The 18,010-nt window shown below is 60.7% G+C and carries 14 protein-coding genes and 1 tRNA gene; 12 read left to right on the forward strand and 3 right to left on the reverse strand.

All coding sequences use genetic code 11. The features are described 5' to 3' along the window. From B3H65_RS03570 to B3H65_RS03620, 11 genes are all read left to right on the forward strand, one after another. A partial coding sequence (locus B3H65_RS03570) for a Glu/Leu/Phe/Val dehydrogenase dimerization domain-containing protein (protein ID WP_286684159.1) occupies positions 1 to 999 on the forward strand: 999 nt, incomplete at its 5' end. Positions 1,000 to 1,299: 300 nt separating this feature from the next. Beyond that, positions 1,300 to 1,383 (forward strand) — tRNA-Leu (locus B3H65_RS03575). Between the two features lie 76 nt (positions 1,384 to 1,459). After that, entirely contained in the window at positions 1,460 to 2,743 is a 1,284-nt protein-coding gene (gene tig / locus B3H65_RS03580; protein WP_009140589.1) for a trigger factor, read from the forward strand. Positions 2,744 to 2,890: 147 nt separating this feature from the next. Beyond that, the gene (locus tag B3H65_RS03585) at positions 2,891 to 3,514 is read left to right on the forward strand and encodes an ATP-dependent Clp protease proteolytic subunit (protein ID WP_009140588.1); all 624 of its coding nucleotides are present in this window, start codon (positions 2,891 to 2,893) and stop codon (positions 3,512 to 3,514) included. Positions 3,515 to 3,516: 2 nt separating this feature from the next. Continuing rightward, positions 3,517 to 4,929, forward strand: coding sequence for an ATP-dependent Clp protease ATP-binding subunit ClpX (clpX, locus tag B3H65_RS03590; protein WP_286684160.1), 1,413 nt, complete (start codon positions 3,517 to 3,519; stop codon positions 4,927 to 4,929). A 331-nt stretch (positions 4,930 to 5,260) separates the two neighbouring features. After that, the gene (locus tag B3H65_RS03595) at positions 5,261 to 6,058 is read left to right on the forward strand and encodes a sulfite exporter TauE/SafE family protein (protein WP_286684161.1); all 798 of its coding nucleotides are present in this window, start codon (positions 5,261 to 5,263) and stop codon (positions 6,056 to 6,058) included. 64 nt (positions 6,059 to 6,122) lie between these two features. Beyond that, entirely contained in the window at positions 6,123 to 6,431 is a 309-nt protein-coding gene (locus B3H65_RS03600; protein ID WP_286684162.1) for a hypothetical protein, read from the forward strand. 1,006 nt (positions 6,432 to 7,437) lie between these two features. Further along, positions 7,438 to 8,892, forward strand: coding sequence for a helix-turn-helix transcriptional regulator (locus B3H65_RS03605; RefSeq protein WP_286684163.1), 1,455 nt, complete (start codon positions 7,438 to 7,440; stop codon positions 8,890 to 8,892). A gap of 51 nt (positions 8,893 to 8,943) precedes the next feature. Then, positions 8,944 to 9,210 carry a hypothetical protein gene (locus B3H65_RS03610; RefSeq protein ID WP_286684164.1) on the forward strand — a complete coding sequence of 89 codons (267 nt, stop codon included), beginning with the start codon at positions 8,944 to 8,946 and terminating at the stop codon, positions 9,208 to 9,210. 96 nt (positions 9,211 to 9,306) lie between these two features. Continuing rightward, positions 9,307 to 12,012, forward strand: coding sequence for a valine--tRNA ligase (locus B3H65_RS03615; protein ID WP_286684165.1), 2,706 nt, complete (start codon positions 9,307 to 9,309; stop codon positions 12,010 to 12,012). A 117-nt stretch (positions 12,013 to 12,129) separates the two neighbouring features. Then, positions 12,130 to 13,488: a bifunctional folylpolyglutamate synthase/dihydrofolate synthase gene (locus tag B3H65_RS03620; protein WP_286684166.1), complete on the forward strand. Its 1,359-nt coding sequence runs from the start codon at positions 12,130 to 12,132 to the stop codon at positions 13,486 to 13,488. A 7-nt stretch (positions 13,489 to 13,495) separates the two neighbouring features. Here the strand turns inward: B3H65_RS03620 and B3H65_RS03625 are convergent, their stop codons facing one another. Next, on the reverse strand, positions 13,496 to 14,584 hold the full coding sequence (locus tag B3H65_RS03625) for an anaerobic sulfatase maturase (protein ID WP_286684167.1): 1,089 nt from the start codon (positions 14,582 to 14,584) through the stop codon (positions 13,496 to 13,498). 212 nt (positions 14,585 to 14,796) lie between these two features. Between B3H65_RS03625 and B3H65_RS03630 the strand changes: the two genes are divergently transcribed. Continuing rightward, positions 14,797 to 15,888, forward strand: coding sequence for a M24 family metallopeptidase (locus tag B3H65_RS03630; protein ID WP_286684168.1), 1,092 nt, complete (start codon positions 14,797 to 14,799; stop codon positions 15,886 to 15,888). Between the two features lie 313 nt (positions 15,889 to 16,201). On the opposite strand, the gene B3H65_RS03635 is transcribed toward B3H65_RS03630, so the two are convergent. Next, on the reverse strand, positions 16,202 to 16,591 hold the full coding sequence (locus B3H65_RS03635; RefSeq protein WP_286684169.1) for a DUF1667 domain-containing protein: 390 nt from the start codon (positions 16,589 to 16,591) through the stop codon (positions 16,202 to 16,204). Positions 16,592 to 16,593: 2 nt separating this feature from the next. Further along, on the reverse strand, positions 16,594 to 18,009 hold the full coding sequence (locus B3H65_RS03640) for an NAD(P)/FAD-dependent oxidoreductase (protein WP_286684170.1): 1,416 nt from the start codon (positions 18,007 to 18,009) through the stop codon (positions 16,594 to 16,596). Position 18,010: the final 1 nt, after the last annotated feature.

Below are 18,010 nucleotides of genomic sequence, written 5' to 3' on the forward strand. Positions count from 1 at the left end.
CCCATGGGCGGCGGCAAGGGCGGCTCGGACTTCGACCCCAAGGGCAAGTCCAATAACGAAATCATGCGATTCTGCCAGTCCTTCATGACCGAGCTCACCCGCCACATCGGTCCCAATACCGACGTTCCCGCCGGCGACCTGGGCGTTGGCGGTCGCGAGATCGGCTACATGTTCGGTCAGTATAAGCGCCTGCGCAACGAGTGGACCGGCGTTCTCACCGGTAAGGGCCTCTCCTTCGGCGGCTCCCTCGCCCGTACCGAGGCAACCGGCTACGGCCTGGTCTATTTTGTGGACGAGTACCTCAAGTGCCACAACGACTCCTTCGAGGGCAAGACCGTCGTGGTCCACGGCTCCGGCAACGTCGCTATCTACGCTATCCAGAAGGTTTCCCAGCTGGGCGGTAAGGTCATCGCCGCTTCCGACACTAAGGGTTGGGTCGAGGATCCCGAGGGCATCGATTACAAGGTCCTCGAGGACATCTACAACAAGAAGCGCTCCGGCAACGACCGCGGCGTGAGCCTTGCCATGTACGTCGACGCGCGTCCCGCCGCTACCTGGCATGCAGAGGACGGCCGCGGCGTGTGGCAGCTTCCCTGCGACATCGCCCTGCCCTGCGCTCGCGAGAACACCCTGCTGCTCGAGGACGCTCAGGCTCTGGTCGCCAACGGCTGCAAGATCGTGGGCGAGGGCGCCAACATGCCCACCACCACCGATGCCACCAACTACCTGATCGAGAACGGCGTCGCCTTCATGCCCGGCAAGGCTGCCAACGCCGGCGGCGTTGCCACCTCTGGCCTCGAGATGGCTCAGAACGCCGAGCACCTCTCCTGGAGCTTCGATGAGGTCGACGGCAAGCTCGAGAACATCATGCGCGGCATCTACCACGCATGCGACGACGCCGCGACCGAGTACGGCTTCGAGGGCAACTACATGGTCGGCGCCAACATCGCCGGCTTCAAGAAGGTCGCCGATGCCATGATGGCCCAGGGCATCGTCTAATCGATTCGTTCGTCATTTGATATAGCCTTCACCAAAGGGGCGTCCTCGGTTTGCCGGGGACGCCCTATTTGATTCAATGGACAGTTGAGTGGCTTGCCTTCTCTAGGCAATACTTAACGTGCAGCGTCGTCTGACGAGTTTGGGCGGGAATGGGCGGGAATAGAGCGGGGCGGGGGAGTGCTCCTTGCTTTATCTATGGACGGTCTATGGACGGACCGTGTGCTGCCCCGGGCACTATTCTATGTTCATGGGTCATAATGCCCATGTATCTGCTATCATACAAAAGTTGCTGTCATATATGCGGGCGTGGCGGAATTGGTAGACGCGCTGGGTTTAGGTTCCAGTGGGATTCCCGTGAAGGTTCGAGTCCTTTCGCCCGCACCATCTGACAACATTGGTTTTATCGTCAACTGGGTTTGATCGGCACCCCATCTAAGCCGATGGTATTTGAGGAGGAACGTTGAACATCTCTGCTTCTGACGTGAAGGACGCCAAGCTTACCGCTACGGTCACCATTCCCGCTGCCGACGTTGATGCCACCATCAAGAAGGCCTACAAGGCTGCTGCCAAGCAGTACCGTTTCCCGGGTTTCCGCCCCGGCAAGGCCCCTCGTCCCGTCATTGACAGCATGCTGGGCAGCGAGGCCGTTCTCGCTCAGGCCACCAACGAGCTGATCGGCTCCAACGAGGCCAACGTTCTCAACGAGCTCGACATCGTCCCCGTCAAGGAGGGCAACTACGAGAACATCGATCTTTGCCGCGACGGTGAGGACTACACCTATTCCGTCGAGTTCACCCTCCGTCCCTCCGTCGTCCTGACTTCTTATGATGCCGTCGAGATCGAGATGCCCCCTGCAGAGGTCACCGAGGCTGAGATTGACTCCCAGGTCGACATGCTCATGGGCTATCACGCAACCTTCGAGGACGTCGAGCGCGCCGTCGAGGCTTCCGACTACATCACCATGGATGTCGAGAACGTTAAGAACGCCGAGGCCATCGCCGGCGAGGGTCGCATGTTCGCTATGGACTCCCAGTCCATGCCCGCAGAGTTCACCGAGGCCGTCCTGGGCATGAACGTCGGCGACGAGAAGGAGATCTCCTGGACTCCCGAGGGCGCTGAGGAGGCTACCATCAAGGTCACCCTCAAGTCCGTCAAGGAGCGTAAGGTCCCCGAGCTGACCGATGAGTTTGTCAAGGAGTCCTTCAGCTTCGACAGCATCGACGCCATGCGCGACGCTATCAAGCTCGAGGTCGAGGCTGACAAGTCCTCCAAGCTTCCCGCTCTCAAGGAGAACCGCGTTGTCGCCAAGCTGGCCGAGCGTCTTGAGCTCGACAAGGTTGACGAGGACTACGAGCAGTCCGTCTTCTCCGAGCTGGGTCAGAACTTCCTGCAGAACCTCTCCGCTCGCGGCATGACCCTGGACGCCTGGCTGTCCGCCAACGGACTGACCTCCGAGGCGTTCATCGCCGACCTGCACCAGCAGGCTGACGACGTCGCTCGCGAGTCCCTCGCCCTCGACGCCCTGGCCCGCGAGCTCAAGCTCGAGGTCACCGACGAGGACATCGACGAGGAGTTCAAGAGCGCCGGCGTCGAGGACGTCGAGGCTTCCAAGGCCGCCTTTGTTGCCGAGGGCCGCATGCCTGCCGTCCGCGACTCCATCCGTCGTTCCAAGGCCGTCGACTGGCTGGTCGAGACCGCTAAGGTTACCGAGGTTGACGAGTACGCCGAGCGTGCCGCCCAGTAGGGATATCAACCGACTCGCACACCCTCTTCGAGGGTAGAGTAATATACCGGGTAACACCGGATCAGTTTCGTACGGTGCAACGACTCATAGCGCGCATGCGCGGTCGTGCACCGTACGTCTATGTAACGCTGAATGAAAGGAGAGGGCATGGTTTCACGCATCGACTCCGCGCTCGTTCCGTACGTCATCGAGCAAACCCCCCGCGGCGAGCGCAGCTACGATATCTACTCGCGCTTGCTCAACGACCGCATCATCTTCCTTGGTGAAGAGATCAACTCCGTGACCGCCAACCTGGTCATCGCGCAGCTGCTTCATCTTGAGAGCCAAGATGCCGAGAAAGACATCTCGCTGTACATCAACTCCCCTGGTGGAGAGGTCTACTCCGGCCTGGCCATCCTGGATACCATGAACTACATCAAGCCCCAGGTCTCCACCATCTGCGTCGGCATGGCTGCTTCCATGGCCGCTGTGCTGCTTGCAAGCGGTGCCAAGGGCAAGCGCTTCTGCCTGCCCAACTCCATCGTCATGATTCATCAGCCCAGCGGCGGTGCCCAGGGCCAGCAGACCGAGATCGAGATCGCAGCGCGCGAGATTCGCGAGACCCGCGCCACGCTCAACAAGATTCTTTCCGACGCCACCGGTCAGCCTTTCGAGAAGGTTCAGGCCGACACCGAGCGCGATAACTATATGCGTGCTCAGGCCGCGCTCGAGTACGGTCTGGTCGACCGCATCGTTTCCTCCCGCGTCGAAGCTGCGAAAGAGAGCAATTAAGCATGCCTTCCGATAATCACGATACGCATGATCACGGCGTCGTCCGCTGCTCCTTCTGCGGTAAGACGCAAGATCAGGTCCGCAAGCTGGTAAAGGGTCCCTCCAATACCTTTATCTGCGATGAATGCGTTGCCGCATGCTCTGAGATTCTCGAGGAGTCGCTGGCACAGGATTTCATGGCTGCTTCCTACGGCATGCCGCCCATGCAGGACGCAATGGGCGAGTTCGAAGTCGAGGAAGAGGATCCCTCCACTTCCGAGGTCGCATCCAGCCTCATCCGCCGCGTGCCCACGCCGCATGAGATCTATGACGAGCTTTCCCAATACGTCATGGGCCAGGAAGACGCCAAGCGCGCCATGTCCGTTGCCGTCTACAACCACTACCGTCGCGTTTTGGAAGGTTCCACCGCTCAGGCTGATGCCTCTTCGTCCAGCTCGCTTGGCAAGCATGCCAACGATGCGGACGATCTCGAGGGAGTGGAGCTCGCCAAGAGCAACATCTTGCTTCTTGGTCCCACCGGTACCGGCAAGACCCTGCTTGCGCAGACGCTCGCTCGCATCCTCGAGGTGCCCTTCGCGATCGCCGACGCCACGGCTCTGACCGAGGCGGGCTACGTTGGTGAGGATGTTGAGAACATCCTGCTCAAGCTTATCAACGCTGCGGACGGTGACATCGACCGCGCGCAGATTGGCATCATCTACGTGGACGAGATCGACAAGATTGCTCGCAAGGCGGAAAACCTCTCCATCACGCGCGATGTCTCCGGCGAGGGCGTGCAGCAGGCGCTCTTGAAGATCCTCGAGGGCACTGTCGCGAGCGTTCCCCCCACCGGCGGCCGCAAGCACCCTCAGCAGGAGCTTCTGCAGATCGACACCACCAATATTCTGTTCATCTGCGGCGGTGCTTTTGTTGGCTTGGACAAGATCGTCTCCGACCGTGTGGGCAACAAAGGCGTCGGCTTCAACTCCGAGATCGCCGGCCCCACCTCCGCCGACGAGAACGACCTGCTTCGCCAGGTGCTTCCGCAGGATCTCAACGCGTTTGGCATGATCCCCGAGTTCATCGGCCGTACGCCGGTCATTACCCAGACCCAGGCTTTGGACGAGGATGACTTGGTTCAGATCCTCACCGGTCCGCGCAACGCGATCACCAAGCAGTATCGTCGCATGTTCCAGCTGGAGGGCTGCGAGCTCGAGTTCGAGCCCGAGGCCCTGCATGAGATCGCTGCCAAGGCGCTGTCCCGCAAGACGGGAGCCCGCGGTCTTCGTTCCATCTGCGAGGAACTGCTGCAGCAGACTATGTTCGACCTGCCTAGCGAGCAGAATGTCGCCAAGGTGGTTGTCACCGCCGCCGCGGCCCGCGGTGAAGAGCAGCCCCGTCGCGTTTACAAGGGTTCCGATATCGATCTCGACTAGCCCTTGCCATTGCATTTACCAGCATGACGCCGCCCCGAATTTGCGATTTTGGGGCGGCGTTGCTGTAGCTAATATCGTTAGTAATTATGCAAGCGATATAAGTTTCATCGCCCCTTGAACGGCGCCGTACAGGTTAGCGTCGTTTCCGAGCTGGGCGACGACCATGTTGGGCGTCGGGAAGCCGTCGAGCGGGCCCGCGACGCCCGAGAGCGCGACGTCCATCCGCCTCTAGAGTGCCTCCATGAGCTCTGTGTCACAGATTCGAACGTGGTATTATCAGATTACTGTTCTTTTTTGTTCAAAATGTTCGTATATGTTTGAGAGGTGCGTTGTGGACGTGCGTTTCGTCGCGGTGTTCATCGTTTGTTTTCTGGCCTCGCTGCTTGGCCCTCTGTGCGGAATCGGCGGCGGGGTGATCATCAAACCGGTCGTTGATGCGATGGGTGTGATGGGCGTCGGCGCGGTAAGCTTCCTATCGAGCGTCTCGGTGCTGGTCATGTCGCTGTCCACGCTCGTCCAAAATGCGTGTACGCGATCGTCGTCAATCGACTCGCGGTCCTTGATGCCCATCGCTGTCGGCTCCGCGGTGGGCGGTGTGGCGGGCAAGGTCGCCTTCAACCAAATGATTGCCGTTCTTCCCAACGCCGATCTTGTGGGTGCGGCACAGGCGGCGGTGCTCATCGTCTTCTCCGTGCTTGTTCTCATATACACCCTCAACAAAGACCGTATCGCCGGCGTTGAGCTTCGTGGTGCCGCTCCGCAGGCCCTTGCCGGTTTTTTGGCCGGTGCCTGCTGGTCGTTCCTCGGTATCGGCGGCGGACCGTTCAACTTGGCCATCCTCGTGTTCTTCTTCTCCATGGAAAGCAAGACGGCGGCTCAGGCCTCCCTGTTCATCATCGCGTTTTCGCAGACGGCGAGCCTTGTCTATACCCTCGTCAGCGGCAGCGTGCCCGATTTTTCCCTCATCGTGCTTGTCGGTATGTGCCTTATGGCCGTCATGGGCTCCGTGGTGGGTCGCAAGTTGTCGAAGCGGATGGATAGCTCCACCATCGATCGCCTGTATGTGTTCGCGTTGTTGCTGATCATTGCGATCAGTCTGTACAACTTCGCTCGGTTTGCGATTTTGTGATGTGCGCTTAAAGGCTTGGAAGGCTGAAGGTCCGGCAGCCTGAAGGTCCGGCCCTTGAGTGTGCTTGGCCGCCGCGCTTGAGAAGCTCGATGCGTTCGCAGCCGGCGCGACCGCGCTACCCAACATCCTCACGAACGCCTGGTGGTTCACTTTCGTCCAGCTCGGCGGCTCCGGCGGCATCATCGGCCTTGTGCCGTGTATGCTCTTTGTGGCCAAGAGCGAGCGCTGCAAATCCCTTGGCAAGATGGCTGTCGATCCGGCGCTCTGCGGCGTCTTCGAGCCCGTTGTCTTCGGTATACCATTGCGGAAAAGGAGCACAAAGAAGGCATTCAATCGCAAATCGTGCGTCAATGGGGCGTGCAACTGTGAATAGCGGGCGGGACCCGGGTTGATAGCATTGTTCCATAAGGGTGGTTCTATCGACCTGGGTTTTTCGTTTTATGGGCCACGATATTGAACGGGGTCTGAAGCCGTGAGGCTCACCAAGGCACTCAACAATAACGTAGCCGTAGCGCAGGATGAAGAGGGGCCTATAGGACAAAAGGCGGGCGGCCGCTTCCCGTTCGCTTAAATCTCGTGCCCCGTTTTTATCTCCCGGACAAAAAGCGTGCTCTCCTAAGCGGTGAAGCTGCAGGTGAGCGCCCGATAATCGAGCTGCTATTCCTTTCGGGCGGGAGGGTTCGATGAAAAGGGCGAAGTGCCCGTGCTGCGGGGCGGAGGTGCGCAGTAACGAGAAAACTGAGGCGTGGGCGCGGAGATGGCGCTGCGAGCTGTGCGGGGCACCTGGGACCGTTTCGTAGGACTCACAACGTCGCCAGGCTCGAGGATCTCCCGGTGCGGCTGCTCTCGAGGGGCGGGAAGTTTCACGCGCCTCCCATCGACCTCGTGCATCCGGACGTGCTCCGTCCGGCCGGCTGGTGGGCGGAGCGCTGTCCGCAGCCGTGCCCGTTCCGGGCGGACTTCTGGTTGGGCTGCTCGCACGCCGAGAACCCGACTCCGGCTGGGGAGCCCCTTCTTTCCATGCCGACCGACGACGATATCGACCCGCTCTACAGGACCTGCTCGGCATCACCCAAGCGCGGGGGCGACGGGCCCGTATGGGGGAGCTGAGCCACAAAGATATGTATCCCCTTTGGCTACACTGAAAAGCACGCTTTGTGTTCTATAAGGCTCCATTACGCGGGCGTGTATTATTGGATGTCCTTCACTTGATGGCACCGGCTGTCATTAGGAGAAATGGCGGCTTTAATGACAAGACGGTTGCGCAGGCGAGCTCTATAGTGATGACCTAATCCACAAGGAGGTCCGCCATGAAACGCAGCCCAAACAAAGCAATGGCCCCGTGCGTTCAAAGAGCTACCGTATACGCTCTTTGGGGCATGCTTCTGTTAGCCCTTCCGCAATTCGCTCGCGCGAGCGCACTTGCCCCCGCCGGCTTTGGCTTGAGCGGGTTTCCCCAACTCGTCATGTTGCTTATCGTCTCTCTTCTCGTCATGATGATCGAAGGTTTGGACGAACATCTACGTCCGCTTGCGCGCGCTAAGGTGATTGCTTTCGCTTGCCTGCTGTATCTTGCCCTCGAGGTGGGGTTTCTTGTTGTTAGGGATACTCCGGCTTGGGTGTCGAGCACGCATGAGGGCTGGTTTGTTCTCGAGCAGGTTCTCTATATGACTTTGGTGATGCAATGGATGCTCCGGATGCACGCGGACGCTACGGCGCACGATTATGGCCTTCAAGATGGTTTGCGCGCAGGGTCAGACGACAAGCGACTCGTTGGCTATCACAACTATCCCCGGATCGCTCTTGCACTCTTTGGTGGCCTTACGCTGTCGTCGTTAGGGATGGATGTAGCAGATGCCTGGTTGTCCTCGTTCTTCGCGCAGCAGGGTTTCGCGCTACCGGTCGATTTTGCTATGGGTCTCTCGGCTTTCGCCTTCGCTGCGTGCGCGTTGCTTCCGTTGCGAGCTTGGCTTGCGAGCGGCATGGGTTTGCACGCATACCTTTTGGTGTATTTTTGCTCAAAAGTGAGTGCCCTTATGCTTATGCGACTGGTGCCAGCTGGTGCGAGCCTTTCCATTGCCGCGATATTTGGAGTTGCCCTTGCATCCATTCTTATCCTGTTGCTTGTTGCCGTGCATCTGAAGCGCGGCCATGCTGATGGTAGCGTGGAGTATGGGGGTCAAGAGCTGCGAGCGAATACCTCGCTTGTCGCTCTTGATGGAATCGATGCGCTGTCTTCCCGAGAGCATGAGGTGCTTGATCTCACGTTGCAAGGTCTTACCCAAAAGGAGATCGGTGCTCAGCTGGGTGTTTCGGTCGCTACTGCGGGGACCTATCGCACGCGTGCATATCGGAAGCTCGGTTTCACCTCAAAGGAGGAGTTGATCGCCCTGTTGGAAGCGCGCCGCCAAGTCAGGGGAGATTCTACCCAGGTGACAGGCGCTGATCTTGCCGCCCGGCGTTCGCAGGTGCTGCATCCGTTGATGGCGAGCGCCGCGCCGTTTCTTTTCGTGGCGGCCGTGCTTTATGTGCCATTAAGCCTGCTGCCCTTCGAGGTGCGCTTCGCGCTATCCCCCGTACTCGTTGTTGCAGTTTTCGCGGTAGGAATCGTGTTGCTTTTCGCTGGCGCGACGGGTAGAGCGCCTGGCCAAACGACTGAGCAAACGACTACACAGACGGAGACGCGCGATAAGGGCATCACTAACAATGAATGGGGCGCCGCGTGCGTCTTGGCGTGCTGCCTCATCTCGCTCAGCGCGCGCATGTACACCGATCGCGGTTATACCGATCCAAACAGCGTCAAGCTCGATATCGTGCTTATCGCAGTCCTTTAAATCGTGGCGATTGTCCGCGCCCTGGGTTGCCGGCGTCAGGCTTTTGAGAGCATGCAATTCCCGTCCCTTCTCGATAGGAATCAGTTTTACCGGCGTGCCTGCAGCTTGTTTGTCGTTATGGGGTATTCGGACGATGAGGCGAAGGCGCTGGCGGATACGTGTCTGGGCAAAACCGCGCCGAGCATTGCAAAAGAGCTCTATATGTCTCCGTCGCGCGTGCGCGCATGCCGAACGTGTGCCTATCGTCAGCTTGGCGTTCGCGATGGCGCCGAGTTCCGCCGTGCTGTATCCAGGCTTATTGCTGCACAATTCACGTAGAGATTGGCGGCGTCTTGGAGCGAAATGTCTGCAGCTCATTTGCTGTGTTATCCTGTTATGCGTTTACGCAAACTTCGACTCTTGGGGAGCATGGATATGGCAGACGAGATGCCCAAGACATATGATCCTGCGGTCAACGAGCCCGCAATCCTTCAGAAGTGGCTTGATGGCGGCTACTATCGCCGTCGTCCCGGTGTGGGCGACTGCACCGTCACCATTCCGCCGCCCAACGTTACCGGTAAGCTGCATATGGGCCACGCAACCGATGACTCCATCCAAGATGCCATCGTCCGCATGGCGCGTATGCGCGGCAAGTCCACGCGTTGGATCCTGGGCACCGACCATGCCGGCATCGCTACCCAGACCAAGGTTGATAAGAAGCTGAAAGAGGAGGGCATCAGCCGCCTCGAGATTGGACGCGACAAGTTTATCGACGCCTGCTGGGATTGGACCCACGAGTACGGCGGCATTATCCAGGACCAGATCAAGCGCATGGGTTGCTCCATCGATTTCGAGGACGAGCACTTCACCATGGACGCGGATTACGCCGAGGCCGTGCGCAAGGTCTTTTGCGACTGGTACCATGACGGCCTGATCTACCGCGGCAAGCGCATCGTCAACTGGTGCCCCAGCTGCACTACCGCTATCTCCGATGACGAGGCCGAGTACAAGCAGGAGGACGGCCACCTGTGGCACCTTCGCTACCCGTTGACCGAGCCCGTCAACGGCCAGGATTACATCGTTGTCGCCACCACTCGTCCCGAGACCATGCTGGGCGACACGGGTATTGCCGTCAGCCCCAAGGACCCCGAGAAAGAGGCCTTTGTTGGCAAGACCGTCATGCTGCCCATCGTCAACCGCGAGATCCCCATCTTCTCCGATTGGCACGTGGACGCCGGCTTTGGTTCCGGCTTTGTCAAGGTCACCCCTGCGCACGATCCCAACGACTACGCCATGGGCCAGGCTCACGACCTGCCGCAGATCAACATCTTCGACGAGCACGCGGTGGTGGTCGAGGGCTACGGCGAGTTCTCCGGCATGACCCGCGAACAGTGCCGCGAGGCCGTTCTGGCGTGGTTCGAGGAGCACGGCCTGCTGGACCACGTTGAGGACCACGACCACTCCGTCATGCATTGCTACCGCTGCGACAACACGCTGGAGCCCTGGCTCTCCGAGCAGTGGTTCGTTGCCGTCGACAAGCTGAAGGAGCCCGCGCTCAAGGCCGTCGAGGATGGTCGCGTGACCTTCCACCCCGCGCGCTGGACCCAGACCTACACCACCTGGATGGAGAACCTCAAAGACTGGTGCATCTCCCGTCAGCTGTGGTGGGGCCATCGCATCCCGGTCTTCTACTGCGAGGACTGCGGCTGGGAAGATGCCTGCATGGAAGACGTGCACGTGTGCCCCAAGTGCGGCAGCACCCACGTGCATCAGGACGAGAACGTGCTCGATACCTGGTTTAGCTCCCAGCTGTGGACGTTCGCCACGCAGGGCTGGCCCCAGAAGCCCGAGCTGCTCGAGGGCCATCATCCCACCACCGCGCTGGTGACCGCCCGCGACATCATCGCCCTGTGGGTCGCCCGCATGATCATGAGCTCGCTGTATTTCTTGGACGAGGTCCCGTTCCATGACGTGGTGATCTATCCCACCATCCTGGCCAAGGACGGCAGCCGCATGTCCAAGTCCAAGGGCAACGGCGTGGATCCCATGGACCTCATCGGCATGTACGGCGCAGACGCCATGCGCTTCAACCTGCTCACCCTGTGCACCACCAACCAGGACGTCAAGTTCGATGCCAACATCGATAAGAAGACCAAGCAGCTGGTGGATAGCCCGCGTACCGACCAGGCTCGCTCCTTTGTGACCAAGATTTGGAACGCCAGCCGCTTTTTGCTGATGAACATGGAGGGCTACACGCCCGGTGCCCCGGTAGCGGAGACCGCCGCGGACGCCTGGATGTTCTCCCGTCTGGCAAAGGCGTCGCGTAGCGTTACCGAGGGCATCGAGCAGTACACGTTTGGCGAGATGGCCCGCGGCGTGCAGACGTTCTTCTGGAACGAGGTGTGCGATTGGTACATCGAGATCACCAAGGGTCGCTTGAACGACGAGTCCACCCGCCTGCAGGCGCAGCGCAACCTCATCTTTGTCCTGGACGCGTCGCTTCGCCTCATGCATCCCTTGATGCCGTTTGTCACGGAGGCGATTTGGGACACCATGCCCGCTAGCTGGCTTGACGTTGACCCGGCTACCGGTGAGGCCAGCCGCGCCGATGCCCTGATCGTTGCCGCCTGGCCCGAGCCCGACGCACTCGCCCAGTACGTGGACGAGGACGCCGAGCGCTCGTTCGAGCTGCTCCGCACCGTGGTGACCGCAGCCCGCTCCACCCGCGCCCGCTACCGCCTGAGCCCGCGCGAGGAGCTTGATTTGGTGGTCCGCGCCGGCGCTGCCGACGTCGAAGCGCTCGAGGGCCTGCGCGGCACCATCGAGTCGCTCGCCCGCACTAGCAGCCTGGTGATGGGCGCCGACGTCGATAAGCCCGCGGCCAGCACCGCCATTGTCGAGGGCGGCGTCGAGGTCTTCATCGTCCTGGAGGGCAAGGTGGACCTGTCTGCCGAGAAGGCTCGCATCGAGAAGGAGATCGCTTCTTCCGAGAAGGAGCTCGCCGGCCTTAAGCGCATGCTCGCCAACGAGGGCTTCATCTCCAAGGCGGCTCCCGCCGTGGTCGAGGGCAAGCGTGCCCGCGCCGCAGAGCTCGCCGACGCTCTGGAGGCCCTGAAGGGTCAGCTCGCTGACTTCTCATAGTTGTAGCGCTAAGTTTGGGTGCGCCCCGCGGTGGGATGTCCGCTGCGGGGCGCACTTTTTTGATATGTTCAATTTGCGTGTCGACGCATGTGCGCCGCGGTAGAAGGAGTGCTCGCGATGACATATAGTTGCCCGTTTTCCATCGAGGAACTGGCGTATGACGAGGCGGTGCGCATCGCGCACGATACGGGGAAGATCTCCGGCGACGCCGGTCCCTTGCTTGAGACCGTGGTGGATATGCTGGACGAGCTCGAGCGCCCGGACTCGCACTTTGATTGCATCCAGATCGCGGGTACCAACGGCAAGACCTCGACGTCGCGTTTCGCAGCGTCGATCCTTGGTGGAGAGGGACTGAAGTGCGCGTTGTATACCTCGCCAGAGCTCGTCCATATGGAAGAGCGCATGGAGATCTTGGGCGCCCCCGTGGCGCCTGCGCAGTTTGCCCACGGCGTCTCCGCGGCTCGCGAGGCGGGCCGCCGCGTCAACCTTCGTCGCGAGGCCGCCGGCGAGGCCCGCTATACCATCACGCCCTTTGATTTGCTTACAGTTGCCGCGATGGTGGTTTTTGCAGAGGCCGGCGTAGACGTGGCGGTGCTGGAGGTTGGCATGGGCGGTCGCTGGGATGCCACCAGCGCCACCGACCCCGTAGCCGTTGCCGTGACGGGCATCGGCTTGGACCACATGAGGATTCTGGGCGATACCTTGGAGAAGATCGCTGCCGAGAAAGCGGCGGTCATCAAGCCGGGGCGCATCGTTGTGCTGGGCGAGGGCACGCACGAGCCCGGTGTGTGGCGTGTCATGAGCGAGCGATGCGATAAGTGCGGCGTTGCGCCGCTGGTCTCCTCGCATGAGACGCTTGAGCTGCCGGAGCGCCTGGGCGATCGCGTCCGCTTTGCCTGCCAGACCGCTAGGCGCCGCTACGAGGTCTCAATGCCCAAGCCGTCCTATCAGCCGCAAAACGCCGCGTGTGCCATCTACCTGTGCGAGGCGTATATAGGGCGAGCGCTTGACGCGGCATCGCTGCAGGCGTCTCTTGCGGCTTGCCCTACGCCCGGCAGGTTCGATGTGCTGCGTGAAAGCCCCCTGGTGCTGGTAGACGCCTGCCATAATCCGCAGAGCTGCGAGAACTTTGTCTCGGCGTTGGACGAGATCGATCCGGTGGTGGAAAACAGGCCGGCCCTCTTGGTGGCCGCGCTGGCCGACAAGGATGTCTCCGGCATCGTAAACGTGCTTCTCCCGGCTTTTCCTACCTTTGCGGTGACCCAAACGGCGAGCGACCGTGCGCTACCTGCGGGCGAGCTAGCGAAGCTCGTTGAGGACGAGCTTGCACGCTGCGGCCGCGCGAACGCTTCCGTAGAGGTGTTCGCCTGTGTGGACGATGCCCTGGATGCGTTCACCGCCGCAGGTAGAGACGTGGTCGCCGCGGGTACCATTACGCTTGCGGGTGAGGTGGCGGGCTGTCTTTCCCGCAGGTAGGCACTTGCTATAGCGAGCGGGCGATCTGCTGCATAGCGGGCGCGGCGTATTCCAAGAAGTCGCGGTAGCCGCAGCAGTCTTGGCGGTAATAGGCAACGTTCAAGCGCTTGCAATTCTTGTGGCAGATGCGCTCGAAGGGGCAGGTGGCGCACTGCGAGCAGTCGCGGCGCGGCTCCGCCAGGAAGGTTTTGACGGCGTCGCACGTGGCCATGTCCTCAAGCGAGTCCGTTTGAACGTTGCCGCAACGGTACTGATCGAGCACGTAGAAATCGCAAGGGTAGACGTCCCCGTTGCTCTCGACCACAAATTGCGGAGCGCACCGGCCCAGCATGCCGCACTGCTGCGGCGGGTAGCCGCGAAACAGCGGGATCACGTTGTCGAAAAGCGTCACGCTCATGTAGTGGCCCCGGCGGAAATCCTCTGTCCATAGGCGGAAGAAGGCCTTGTAAAACGATGCGAACGCCTCGGGCGTCAGCGAGAACTCGTCCCCCTCCTCATCGTCAAAGCCGGGTAGGCAGGGGATGAGCTGCACGTAGTCCAGCTTATGCTGGCGGTAGAACTTGTAGACCTTTTGCGGATGCTTGGCCAGCTGCGCGGTGAGCACCGTGAGGACGTTGAAGTCGACCTGCGCCGCTCGCAGAAGCTCTATGGCGTGCATGACGCGGTCGTAGGTGCCCTCTTGCGCGGCGTCAGGACGCAGCCAGTTGTGCAGGTCGCGGTATCCGTCAAGTGAGACGCCTACCAGGAAGTTGTTCTCATGGAAGAACTCCGCCCATTCTTTGTCTACGAGATAGCCGTTGGTTTGCAGCGCGTAATGGATGGTTTGATTGATGCGGTGGTCCGAGACGTAGCGGGTGAAGTCCCGGAAGAACTCGAGCCCCGCCAGCGTGGGCTCGCCGCCTTGGAACGCAAAGGTGACCTCCGCATCCTCGCCCAGGCCAAGCGCGCGGTCAATAAGGGCGCGCATGGTTTGGGACTGCATCACGCCGTGACTTTTGACCTCGCGATGCGCCGACACGTCTGCATAGAAACAGTATCGGCAGCGCATGTTGCAAAGCGATGACGCCGGCTTGATGAGAAAACTGATGTGCTTCATGGTGTCCCTGTTATACGTGGTTGAAATCTAGCATTGGGTCTAGTATAGCCTTGCGCTCGCTAGGATAGAATCAACTGCGGGCGCGGTGCGTGCGGGTGCATGCGCCGTGACGAGTTTGGAACCTTATTTGGGATTTGTTTGCAACGCCGCGATGTTCGCGGGCGCCTATGCGGGCGTTCGCGGGTTGCGGCAAGGTCGATATTGGAGGAGCTATGGCAACCGTTAATGAGGCGCGAATCGCTCGCGTGCTGCAGGTTCTTGGCGAGGGGCATCCCGGCTCCCAGCTGCTGGTGACCGATCCGTGGTCTATCTACTATCTGACCGGCTTCTATGCGGAGATGGGGGAGCGGTTCTCCGGTCTGCTGCTGTCCGATGGCGAGCGCCCGGTCATCTTTGACAACGCGCTGTTCCCCATCGATGAGTATGACAATGCGGACGTGGTGCTCTTTAGCGATACCGATGACCTTGCAGGGGTCTTGATGGCTCGCATCGACCCTGACCGCCCGCTGGGCATCGACGCGCAGATGAGATCTGGTTTCCTGCTGCCGTTGCAGGAGCGCCGCGCCGCTGCATCGTTCTTTTTGGGGTCTTACGCCGTTGCGCGCACGCGGGCGATCAAGGACCAACGCGAACGCGAGCTTATGCGCCGTGCAAGCCAGATCAACGATCAGGTGATGGCGCAGCTGCCCTCCCTGTTGCATGCGGGCGTGACGGAGCGCGAGGTTGCCTCGCGGCTATCGGGCCTCTACAAGGAGCTGGGGTGCGACGGATTCTCGTTCCCTCCCATCGTGAGCTTTGGCGCCAACGCGGCAGATCCCCATCACGAGCCGGATGACACCGTGCTGGGCGACAATCAGGTTGTGCTGTTTGATATCGGCGGCCAGTATCGCGATTATTGCTCTGACATGACGCGCACTTTCTTTTGGGGCGAGCCGGACGAGGAGTCCGCTCGCATCTATGACGTGGTGCGTCGCGCGAACGAAGCCGCCGAGGCCATGGTGCGTCCGGGCGTTCGCTTTTGCGACATCGACCGCTGCGCGCGCGATATCATCGAGCAGGCCGGTTACGGGCCGTACTTCACTCACCGCTTGGGCCACTCCATTGGCATGCAGGATCATGAGCCGGGCGATGTCTCTCTTTCCAACACGGCCGTGGTGGAACCCGGTATGACGTTTTCCATCGAGCCGGGGATCTATCTGCCCGGACGCACCGGCGTGCGCATCGAGGACTTAGTCCTTGTGGGTGAGGAGGGCGTCGAAGTGCTCAACTCCTATACGCATGAGCCGGTGAGGCTGGACGCGTAGGCATTCCTGTAAGGGCATAGCACGCGATCTCTAGGCGCCGTGCCAGGTCTGGTATTACTTTGTGCCGTTTTAGACGGCTTATGTGGTCCCTTTTAATACCGCTATGAGAATTGGTATTAAAAGGGACCGCTTTTTTGCAAAAAAGTGGCACATGATAATACCGATTCCAAAGTTGGTATTGCCACGTGCCACTTGAAGGGCTTCAATATGGTCCAAAGTAATACCTAAAACATCGGTATTACTTTGGACCATTTTTGGTGCCATTGGTGCGTCCTGCATCGGTGCGGTCGCGGTTGCGAGCGGTGACAAGGGCCTAGCGCTCGCAATCGATATCGAGGGACGCAACCACGTCGACGCCGCTGTCCATGATATCGGGCACCACCACATCGCCCATGCGTACCGGTGCGGCCACTTGCGTGGCGCGCAGTAGTTCCATCGCCTGCATATGCAGCGCGCGGGGGATGGACTCCCTGGTGCGAACCGGCAGCAGCGGCTGGTCGCCGCCGGTGACGGGGACGGTGGTTGCCAAGATGCGCATGGGGCAGGTGGTCTCCTGCTCCGCAAACGCCGCGCCGCGCTGGCAGCGGTTGCCGTGGACAGATAGGACGCGGGTGACGTCGCCGTCTTTCTCAATTACCACGTCGAGTAGGCACTCGGACGGGCATGTGGTGCAGTGGAACTGCAAAGCTTGCGTATCTGCCATGGCTACCGTACCTCCTTTGCGGGCGTATCCTCATCCTCGACGGGCTCGACGCTAAACGTGATGGTCCCGTGCGCCTGCTGCATCATCTTGGGTGTGAGTGGCATGGATTCCATGATGCTGGGTTTGAACGCGCGCGGCTTGCCCTCAAAGATGACCGCGCCGCCGCTAGAAACCTTGATGCGCGCGCGGTCATGCGGACGCCGCACGCGAAAGTACAGTTTCACCAGCTTATCCGTGTTTGAGATGACCTCCGGCAGGGCGTAGCCGGCTATGCCGCCCGCCTCTACCTTAAGGTTTTCGGCTTGGACGGGGGCGGGGTCGACGTTGGCGGCAGTGCCTTCCCGGCTTTCAAGGTCTTCCTCGTCCACATACATGGAGTTTGCCCACGATGCCGCGGCGGCGCCGGCGCGCTCGGCCTCAGCCGTGGCGTTGTCCGCAAGGTCGTGCACGTGTAGAACGTTGCCGCACGAGAAGATGCCGGGCACGTTTGTCATAAGGTCTTGGTTCACCATGGCGCCGCGCGTGCGGGGGTCGAGCTTTACGCCGGCGGCGACGGAGATCTCGTTTTCCGGGATGAGGCCAACCGAGAGCAGCAGCGCGTCGCAGGGGATGGTGCGCTCGGTGCCGGGGATGGGGGCGAGATTTTGGTCTACGCGCGAAACCTCGACCGCTTCGAGTCTGTCATGGCCAATGATGCGGGTGACGGTGGTGGAGAGGTGCAGCGGAATGCCAAAGTCCTCAAGGCAATTCTTCACATTGCGGAACAGTCCGTTTGCGTAGGGCATGAGCTCGTAGACGCCCTCCACCTCGAAGCCTTCCAAGGCCAGGCGGCGCGCCATGATGAGGCCGATGTCGCCGGACCCCAGGATGACGAAGCGTTTGCCCGGCGCCAGATTCTCGATATTGATGTAGCGCTGCGCCAATCCCGCGGTGAAGACGCCGGCGGGGCGGCTGCCAGGGATCTTGATCTCCGAGCGCGTGCGCTCGCGGCATCCCATGGCGAGGACCACGGATGCGGCATCGAACTCGATGTATCCATTGGGGCTCATGCAGGCGACGGTGTGGACGGCGTGCGAATCGCGCGAGGGCGCGGGGGAGTCGATGCCCGCAGCGCCGTTCGCGTCGCCGCCGTCGATAGAGAGCACCATGGTGTTGGTAAAGACGTCGACGGCGGTCTGCTTCACCTGGTCGATGAGCCGCTGGGCGTATTCCGGTCCGGTGAGCTCCTCTTTAAAGTGCTCGAGACCAAATCCCGGATGGATGCACTGGCGAAGGATACCGCCCAAGTGCGCGTCTCGTTCTATGATGGCGACACGTGCGCCGGCTGCCTGCGCGGAGAGCGCGGCTCCCATTCCCGCGGGGCCGCCGCCAATGACCAAAACGTCATAGCGGGTGCGTTTACGTGCATTTTCGCTCATG

Origin of the sequence: Collinsella sp. UBA1693 (genome assembly GCF_002320115.1) — a bacterium.
In the GTDB taxonomy this organism is placed as follows: Bacteria; Actinomycetota; Coriobacteriia; order Coriobacteriales; family Coriobacteriaceae; genus Collinsella; species Collinsella tanakaei.

Bases quoted from the DNA above. Each gene is read 5' to 3' on its own strand.
- clpX (WP_286684160.1), top strand. From the start codon at position 3,517: ATGCCTTCCGATAATCACGATACGCATGATCACGGCGTCGTCCGCTGC.
- B3H65_RS03625 (WP_286684167.1), bottom strand. From the start codon at position 14,584: ATGAAGCACATCAGTTTTCTCATCAAGCCGGCGTCATCGCTTTGCAAC.
- B3H65_RS03610 (WP_286684164.1), top strand. From the start codon at position 8,944: ATGCAATTCCCGTCCCTTCTCGATAGGAATCAGTTTTACCGGCGTGCC.
- B3H65_RS03615 (WP_286684165.1), top strand. From the start codon at position 9,307: ATGGCAGACGAGATGCCCAAGACATATGATCCTGCGGTCAACGAGCCC.
- B3H65_RS03640 (WP_286684170.1), bottom strand. From the start codon at position 18,009: ATGAGCGAAAATGCACGTAAACGCACCCGCTATGACGTTTTGGTCATT.
- B3H65_RS03635 (WP_286684169.1), bottom strand. From the start codon at position 16,591: ATGGCAGATACGCAAGCTTTGCAGTTCCACTGCACCACATGCCCGTCC.
- B3H65_RS03585 (WP_009140588.1), top strand. From the start codon at position 2,891: ATGGTTTCACGCATCGACTCCGCGCTCGTTCCGTACGTCATCGAGCAA.
- B3H65_RS03620 (WP_286684166.1), top strand. From the start codon at position 12,130: ATGACATATAGTTGCCCGTTTTCCATCGAGGAACTGGCGTATGACGAG.
- B3H65_RS03605 (WP_286684163.1), top strand. From the start codon at position 7,438: ATGCTTCTGTTAGCCCTTCCGCAATTCGCTCGCGCGAGCGCACTTGCC.
- B3H65_RS03630 (WP_286684168.1), top strand. From the start codon at position 14,797: ATGGCAACCGTTAATGAGGCGCGAATCGCTCGCGTGCTGCAGGTTCTT.